The sequence below is a fragment of the Streptomyces otsuchiensis genome, assembly GCF_004305975.1.
Classification (GTDB): domain Bacteria; phylum Actinomycetota; class Actinomycetes; order Streptomycetales; family Streptomycetaceae; genus Streptomyces; species Streptomyces otsuchiensis.
Map to the genome: position 1 here is coordinate 38,002 of NZ_BHZI01000007.1, position 8,065 is coordinate 46,066.

Sequence of the window (8,065 nt, forward strand, 5' to 3'; positions counted from 1 at the left end):
CGGACCCCTTGGCGGCACCTGAGAAAACGTTTACCTTCATCGGCTGACCCCGTTACCAATGAGGAGTGGGTGGCACATGCGGCCAACACCGCATCACGGTCCCATGAGTTCGGAGAGACGGAACAGACCCGCCGCGGGCCGGGCGGGCGCACACCTCGGGCGGCGCGTGCGCGTCCGGAGCTGGGCGGCGGCGCTTCTGTCGGGAGTACTGGTCACCGGCGCCATGGCGGCGACGCCCGCGAGCGCGCAGCCCACCGCGGAGTCGGTGGCCGAGGCGCTGAGACTGCCGTCCCCGCCGGGCGGCGACAACGTCAGAGTGCTGGTCTTCCACGGGTCCGCGGGCCAGGAGCCGCCGACCGTCAACGCCGGAATCGCGGCGATCGAGAGCATCGGGCGATCGGGCCCGGCGATGGAACGGTTCTCCATCGAAGCAACTGACGACGCGTCAGTATTCACCGACGGTTCCCGTCTGGGCGAGTTCAATGCCGTGGTGTTTCTCACTGGCGCCGGCGATGTTCTCGACGCGGAACAGGAGCTCGGACTTGAGGCGTATCTCACAGCCGGCGGAGGTTTCCTCGGCGTTCACGACGCGGCACGCACGGAGCCCTATTCCGACTGGTACACCGGACTGATCGGCGCCCGCCCCGCCGAGGGCGGCGGCACCGCGGCGCAGCGCGCCACGGTGGAGGTCGGCGACCGCCAGCACCCGGCCACCGCCTCGCTGCCGCTGGAGTGGAACCGCCTCGACGTGTGGCCCAACTGGCAGGAGAATCCCTCCGGTTCGGTGCACACCGTGGCGCGTGTCCGCGAGCTGGACTACGAGCCGGGCGAGAGCGCCAACGGCCCGGACCACCCCATCGCCTGGTGTCAGGACTACAGCGGCGGACGCTCCTTCTACACCGGCATGGGCGGCACCGTGGCGTCCTGGGCGGAGGCGGACTTCCGCGACCACCTGCGGGGCGCGCTGATGTGGACCACCCGCATCTCCCGGGCCGACTGCCAGGCCACCGTCACGGACAACTACGTGGCGGAGCGGGTGACCGAGCCCAACCAGCCCGGTGAGCACGACCAGATCGGCGAGCCGCACGGTCTGGTGACCGCTCCGGACGGCCGCGTGTTCTACATCGGCCGCGGCGGCGCGGAGAGTTCGGCGCCGGTCGTCACCGACTGGGACGACCCGGAGATCGGCAAGGGTGAGGGCGAGATCCACGTCTACGACCCCGCCACCGACGAGGTGTCCCTGGTCGGGTCGCTTACCATCTTCGGCAACAAGGGCGGCGGCGACGAACTCACCAAGACCGAGGAGGGGTTGCTCGGCATCGAGCTGGACCCGCGCTTCTCCTCCAACGGGTGGGTCTATCTGCACTGGACCCCGCACTCGGAGCTCGACCGTCAGACGCGCACCGCCGAGCGCCGCGTCTCCCGGTTCACCGTGAACCGCAACTCGGGCCGGCTGGACCTCTCCTCGGAGAAGGTCGTGCTGTCCTGGCCGGTCCAGGTCCACAGCTGCTGCCACGCGGGCGGCGGCATGGCCTGGGACTCCGACGGCAACCTCTACATCGCCACCGGTGACACCAACTCCTCCGGCTTCAGCGGCGGTTACTCGGGCAACAACCCGGAGCCCACCTTCCAGGGTGTCTCCTTCGCGGACGCCCGGCGTACCTCCGGCAACACCAACAACCTCAACGGCAAGATCCTGCGCATCCACCCGGAGCAGGACGGGACCTACACGCTCCCGGAGGGCAACCTCTTCACCGGCGAGGAGACCGCCGAGGGCGGCGGCAAGACCCGCGGCGAGATCTACGCCATGGGCGTCCGCAACCCCTCGCGCATCTCGGTGGACCCGGAGACCGACGTGCTGCACGCCGGCTGGGTCGGCCCGGACGCCTCCGAGCCGAGCACCACCTGGGGCCCGGCCAAGTACGAGACGTTCACGGCGATCACCGGGCCCGGCAACTTCGGCTGGCCCTTCTGCATGGGCAACAACCAGCCCTACCGGGACCGCAACCTGCCCAACCCCGACCAGCCGCTGGGCTGGTACGACTGCGACGCGCCGAAGAACGAGTCGCCGCACAACGACGGCCTCGTCAAGCTGCCTCCGGTGACGCCCAGTTCGATCTGGTACTCACCGCAGGGCGGCGGACCGGACTTCCCGCGCGACGCCAACGGCGTCCCCTCCTACGTCATGGACGAGCAGACGTTCCTCATGCCGTGGATGAGGGGCGGCGGTCAGGCAGCCATGAACGGGCCGGTCTACCGCTTCGACGAGAACCGCAACAGTGACGTCAAGTGGCCCTCCTACTGGGACGGCAAGTGGTTCGTCGGCGACCTCTACGACGGCACCCAGCCGCGACACGCGGTCGTGATGGACCCCGACACCCTCGGCCAGGGCGCGATCCCCACCCACGCCGAGTCGCTGAAGCAGATCATCCCCGTCGGCCAGGGCGGCATCCGCAACCTGATGGACTGGAAGTTCGCACCCGACGGGTCGCTCTACGTCCTGGACTACGGCCGCGGCTTCTTCACCTCCGACTCCGAATCCGCGCTCTGGCGCGTGACCTACACCGGCGGTGAGGCGACTCCCGCCGCCGCCGACCTGGTCAGGAAGGGCGACTGATGCGACGGACCCTGCCCACCCGGGGACACCCGGGCCGAAGAACGCGCCACCTGTGGATCGCGCTGACCGGTGCCCTGGTGCTGCTGCTGGGGCTCACCCCGGCGACGGCCGCCGGCAACGACGCCCGCCCCGCCGGGGGCGGTGAGGAGACGGAGACCGCGCAGGCCCAGGAACTCACCTGGACCGCCGACGACCGGGTCGACGTGTACGCCTCCGCGCCGCAGACCGCGGTGGCCGGCCCGGCCACCATCGTCTTCGACAACAGCGAGGCCGCCGGCAACACCACGGCGATGCCGCACACTCTGACCTTCGACACCAGCAACTCCGACTACAACAACGACGTCCAGCTCAACATCCTCGCCAACCCCACCGACTCCAACGGCGGCGTCCACACGGCGGAGGTGACGCTCACCCCGGGCGTCTACCGCTACTACTGCGCCATCCCCGGCCACGGGCAGATGCAGGGCACGCTGGTGGTCACCGAGGACGACGGCGAGGACACCACCCCGCCGGAGGTCACCGCCTCGGTCGACGGCGTGCAGAACGACGACGGCGACTACTTCGGCTCCGCCACCGTCACCCTCGACGCCACCGACTCCGGATCCGGTGTCGAGAGCGTGGAGTTCGCCGAGGGCGCGGACGGCGAATGGCAGCCGTACACCGACCCGGTCGTCGTCGACCGGCTGGGCGACCACCTGCTGCGCTACCGGGCCACCGACGCCGCCGGCAACGTCTCGGAGGAGGGAACGGTCGAGTTCACGGTCGTCGCGCCGCCCACCGACGACGAGGAGCCGCCGGAGACCTCGGCGACCGTCAGCGGTGAGACGGACGAGGACGGCAACTACCTCGGCATGGCCACCGTCACCGTCACCGCCTCGGACGCCGGAGCGGGAGTCGACTCCATCGAGTACGCCCTCGGCGCCGACGGGGAGTGGCAGTCCTACGACGCGCCGGTGATGATCCACGAGACCGGCACCCACCTGCTGCGGTACCGCGCCACCGACCGGGCCGGCAATGTCTCGGAGGAGCAGAGCGTCGAGTTCACCGTCGTGGAGGTCGTCGAGGAGGACACCACGCCGCCCGAGGTCTCCGCGACCGTGAGCGGCAACCGCGACGCCGGCGGCGCCTACGTCGGCCACGCCCGCGTCACCGTCGAGGCCACCGACGAGGAGTCGGGCGTCGAGCGGGTGGAGTACTCCCTGGACGCCGGACCGTACCTGGAGTACGGCGACCCGGTGATCGTGGACCGGGTGGGGCGGCACACCGTCTCCTACCGTGCCACCGACGCGGCGGGGAACACCTCCGAGGCGTCGCAGGTCGCCTTCACCGTCGCACGCGGCGGCGGTGTCCCGGCCCCCAACTGCGCCGAGTTCGACGAGCGGCGCACGGTCATCGTCGGTGACGTCGACACCGGTGTGCCGAACCGCATCACCGACAACCGCTGCCGGATCAACGAGCGGATCGAGGACGAGCGCGACTGGTCCTCCCACGCGCTCTTCCTGCGGCACGTGAACACCGTTCTCGGCCAGCTGCTGGACGAGGGCGTCATCGACGAGCGCGAGCGCGGGCTGATCGAGCGGGCCGCCCGTGACTCCGGCATCGGCACCCCCGGCCAGACCGACGGCTACCGGAAGATCTTCGACGGCACCGAGGAGACCTTCGAGTCCTGGCAGCAGGTCGGCGGCGGCTCCTTCGAGCTGACCGAGGACGGCGCCATGACCAGCGGCACCGATACGCCGGGGATGGGCATGCTGTGGTTCCCGGAGCGGCAGTACGAGAACTTCTCCCTCAAGCTCCAGTGGCGTGACGACGCCGCGGACGGGATGTTCACCAACGGCGGCGTCTTCGTCCGCTTCCCCGATGTGCACGACCACCCCGAGGAGAACCGCCCCGAGTGGGTGGCCATCAACTACGGGCACGAGGTGCAGATCAACGACCGTCCCGACGGGGACATGTACAAGACCGGCTCGATCTACGGCTTCGACCGGGTCGGCCTCGGCGGCGCCGGAGTCACCCCGAAGGGCACCTGGAACGACTACGAGATCCGGGTGATCGGCCAGTCCTACGAGATCTACCGCAACGGTGTGCTGATCAACGAGTTCGAGAACTTCCGCGGGCAGAAGTTCGAGCCGCCGCGCGCCGGTGACCCCGGCACCAGCGGCCGCCGCTACGCCTCGGGCTACCTCGGCCTCCAGGTCCACAGCGTCTCGGAGGTCGTCTCCTACCGCGACATCCGCGTCAAGGAGCTGTAACAGCGGTCCCGTCGGCCCCGTTGCCGGCGCGCACGTGCCGGGTCCCGGTCCTCGTCGAGGGCCGGGACCCGGTGCGTGGGGGCGACACCCCGCCCGCCGCCCGGCGGGCGGGGTGTGCCGGGCTACTCCGTCAGCTGGATGGCGAGCGCCGGGCAGACGTCGGCGGCGTGCCGTACGTCCTCGGCCGACTCCGCCGCCGGGGCGGGGTCGAGCAGCACCGCGATGCCGTCCTCGTCACGCTGGTCGAAGACGGCGGGCGCGGCGACGACGCACTGCCCGGAGGCGACACACTTGTCCTGTTCGAGGATGACCTTCATGGCTCTCCAGTTCTGGCCGGCGGGGCCGGCCCGTGGGTTCGGCGGTCGGTTCGGCGGTCGGTTCGGCGGTCGGTCGGCGAGCGGCGGGTGTCACCAGCTGACGGGTAGTTCGTACACCCCGTACACCGCTCCGTCGTGCTTGAACGGGACGCGCTCGATCTCCGTGGCGAGACGCAGCGTGGGAACGCGGCGCAGCAGCGTGGCGTAGGCGATCTGCAGTTCCATCCGCGCCAGCGGCTGACCCAGGCACTGGTGCGCGCCGAAGCCGAAGGCCACGTGGTGGCGGGCGTCGCGGTGGATGTCGAGCCGGTCCGGCTCGGGGAACGCCCCGGGGTCCCGGTTGGCGATGTCGTTGGGGAAGATGATGCCCTCTCCGGGCCGGATGACCTCCCCCGCGATGTCGATCTCCTCCAGCGCCACCCGGCGCCGGCCGTCGTGGGTGATGTGCAGGTAGCGCAGGAGCTCCTCGACGGCCCCGGTGATCACGGCCGGGTCCTCGGTGTCCCGCAGCTCGGCGAGCTGGTCGGGGTTCTGGAGCAGCGCGAGCGTACCCAGGGCGATCATGTTGGCCGTGGTCTCGTGGCCGGCGATCAGCAGCAGGACGCTCATCTGCGCCGCCTCGCGCCGGCTCAGCTCACCGGCGTCCACGCGTTCCGCCAGTCCGGAGAGCAGGTCCTCGCCGGGCGCGTCGAGTTTCTCGCCCAGCAGCCGGTCCAGGTAATCGGTCAGCCGCCCGAGCGCGGCGAGCTGACGCTCCTGGCCGGACTCCCGGTTGATGATGATCTTGCTGTTGTCCTGGAAGAACTCGTGGTCGGCGTAGGGCACTCCGAGCAGTTCGCAGATGACGAGCGAGGGCACGGGCAGGGCGAATGCCGTGACCAGGTCCGCCGGCCGGGGGCCGGCGAGCATCTCGTCGAGGAAGTCGTCCACGATGCGCTGCACGCGCGGCCGCATCGCCTCGATCCTCTTCACGGCGAACCGTGCGGTGACCATCCGCCGCAGCCGCGCGTGCTCGGGGTCGTCCATCAGGATGAAGCTGACGGTGTTCTCCCGGACGGGGGCGCCGGCCGGGTAGCCCGGGCGCATCACGTCGGCGCTCACCCGGGGGTCGGCCAGCAGCGCCCGCTGGTCCGCGTAGCGCGTCACCAGCCAGGGGGTGCTCCCGTCCCACAGGCGCACCTTGGCCAGGGCGCCCTCCTGCTGTTGCTTCGCCAGGGTCGGCGGCGGGTCGAACGGACATCCTTGTGCACGGGTCATCGGGTACTCGGGCAGGTCCGCCGTGTCCTGCGCGGCGGTGGACGTCGTTTCGGTCATGGGTTCCTTCCGGTCGGTGGTGCCGGTGGTCGCGCTCGTGGGGTCCGGCGGTCGGCAGCCGGCGCAGGGGGCTGCTCGCCCCGTGCGGCGTCCGCGCGGACGTTCCGCGTGGACGGGATCAGAGGGTGGCGCGGGAGGCGGGGCGGGGACGGGAGTACACGGCGGAGAGTTCCGCGGCCCGCAGCCGCGCCTGTTTGGGCATGTTCCAGCCGACCACCGCGGTCAGGGCGCCCTCGGTGCGGTGGGCGGCGACGAAGCGGCCGCCGGCGGGGTCGCCCTCGACGACGGTGACCTCGGCGTCCGGCGAGATCACGCCGTACACCTGGACGCGCGCGTCGAACTGGTCGGTCCAGAAGGAGGGGACGGGCTGGTAGGGGCGCTCCGCGCCGAGGATCGTCCCGGCGACGGCGAGTGCCTGCGCGGTGGCGTTGGCGCGGTTCTCCAGCCGCACCGGGCGGTCCAGCGCCGCGTGGTGCCAGCGGGCCACGTCGCCTGCGGCGTAGACGCCCTCCCCCGCGCGGCAGTGGGCGTCGCACAGCACGCCGTCGTCCAGTGTCAGACCGCTGTCGGTCAGCCATCCGGTGTCGGGTACGGCACCGATGGCGACCAGCACCACGTCGGCCGGAAGCACCGGGCCCGAGACCAGCCGGACGCCGCTCACACGGTGGTGGTCGTCGGCGATCAGCCCCGCGGCTCCGTCGCCCGGCAGCAGCCGTACGCCGTTGCGGGTGTGCGACTCGGCCAGCAGCCGGGCCGCGTCGGTGCCCAGCTGGGCGGCCATGGGGTAGGGCTGGGGACCGAGCAGGGTGGTGTCCACCCCCAGCCGGCGGGCGGTCGCCGCCACCTCGCTGCCGAGCACGCCGTCACCGACCACGACCAGCCGGGAGGCGGTCGCCAGGTCGGCGCGCAGGGCGCGCGCGTCGTCCAGGGTGCGCAGCAGGTGCGTGCCGCGCGGCCCCGCTCCCCCGGCCGGAGGGCGCGGGGTGAGTCCGGTGGCGATGACGACGGCGTCCGCGCGCAGTTCGCGCCCGGCGGCGGTGCGCACGGTCCGGGCCGGGAGGTCCAGGTGGGCGGCGGGGTCGCCGAGGAGCAGCGTGGCACCGAGCCGCTCGATCGTCTCCGGGGGCCGCAGCACGGCACGGCTCTCCTCCCACTGGCCGGACAGCACCTGTTTGGAGAGCGGCGGCCGGTCGTAGGGCAGGTGCTCCTCGGCCCCGAGCAGAGTGAGGGAGCCGGTGTACCCCTGGCGCCGCAGCGCCTCGGCTGTGGTGAGCCCGGCCGCGGAGGCGCCGACCACCAGGACGTGGCCGGGGGCGGGTGCACGCGTGGCGCTCATCCGGCGCACCACGCGCCGGTGACCGTGGCGGACGGGGCGGGGCGGGTGGCGCCCCGCCCCGTCCGCGCGGCTGATCCGGTGCGGGCGGGGTCGTCCTTCTCGCGGGTGACGCTCACGGCTGTTCTCCTTCCGGCGCGGGGCCGGGTCGTGGGGGGGTCGCCGAGGAGCAGCGTGGCACCGAGCCGCTCGATCGTCTCCGGGGGCCGCAGCACGGCACGGCTCTCCTCCC

General features: G+C 71.9%; 6 protein-coding genes. 2 read left to right on the forward strand and 4 right to left on the reverse strand.

What is annotated here, in order from left to right; genetic code table 11:
* Positions 1-103: 103 nt before the first annotated feature.
* The gene (locus E0D90_RS01460) at positions 104-2,617 is read left to right on the forward strand and encodes a ThuA domain-containing protein (RefSeq protein WP_130796331.1); all 2,514 of its coding nucleotides are present in this window, start codon (positions 104-106) and stop codon (positions 2,615-2,617) included.
* Positions 2,617-4,869 carry an OmpL47-type beta-barrel domain-containing protein gene (locus tag E0D90_RS01465; protein WP_130796332.1) on the forward strand — a complete coding sequence of 751 codons (2,253 nt, stop codon included), beginning with the start codon at positions 2,617-2,619 and terminating at the stop codon, positions 4,867-4,869. The genes E0D90_RS01460 and E0D90_RS01465 overlap by 1 nt, the downstream gene beginning before the upstream one ends.
* A 122-nt stretch (positions 4,870-4,991) precedes the next feature.
* Here E0D90_RS01465 and E0D90_RS01470 read toward each other — a convergent pair whose 3' ends face one another.
* From E0D90_RS01470 to E0D90_RS01485, 4 genes are all read right to left on the reverse strand, one after another.
* Positions 4,992-5,186, reverse strand: a complete 195-nt coding sequence (locus tag E0D90_RS01470; protein WP_130796333.1) for a ferredoxin — start codon at positions 5,184-5,186, stop codon at positions 4,992-4,994.
* Positions 5,187-5,276: 90 nt separating this feature from the next.
* Entirely contained in the window at positions 5,277-6,500 is a 1,224-nt protein-coding gene (locus tag E0D90_RS01475; protein ID WP_103500398.1) for a cytochrome P450, read from the reverse strand.
* A 118-nt stretch (positions 6,501-6,618) separates the two neighbouring features.
* Positions 6,619-7,836 carry an NAD(P)/FAD-dependent oxidoreductase gene (locus E0D90_RS01480; RefSeq protein WP_103500399.1) on the reverse strand — a complete coding sequence of 406 codons (1,218 nt, stop codon included), beginning with the start codon at positions 7,834-7,836 and terminating at the stop codon, positions 6,619-6,621.
* On the reverse strand, positions 7,833-8,065 hold a 233-nt coding region (locus tag E0D90_RS01485; protein ID WP_227869912.1), incomplete at its 5' end, for a hypothetical protein. The genes E0D90_RS01480 and E0D90_RS01485, both read right to left, overlap by 4 nt.

What these genes read in the sequence shown, in the direction of transcription:
- E0D90_RS01470 (WP_130796333.1), bottom strand. Translation starts at nt 5,186, where the DNA reads ATGAAGGTCATCCTCGAACAGGACAAGTGTGTCGCCTCCGGGCAGTGC.
- E0D90_RS01465 (WP_130796332.1), top strand. Translation starts at nt 2,617, where the DNA reads ATGCGACGGACCCTGCCCACCCGGGGACACCCGGGCCGAAGAACGCGC.
- E0D90_RS01460 (WP_130796331.1), top strand. Translation starts at nt 104, where the DNA reads ATGAGTTCGGAGAGACGGAACAGACCCGCCGCGGGCCGGGCGGGCGCA.
- E0D90_RS01480 (WP_103500399.1), bottom strand. Translation starts at nt 7,836, where the DNA reads ATGAGCGCCACGCGTGCACCCGCCCCCGGCCACGTCCTGGTGGTCGGC.
- E0D90_RS01475 (WP_103500398.1), bottom strand. Translation starts at nt 6,500, where the DNA reads ATGACCGAAACGACGTCCACCGCCGCGCAGGACACGGCGGACCTGCCC.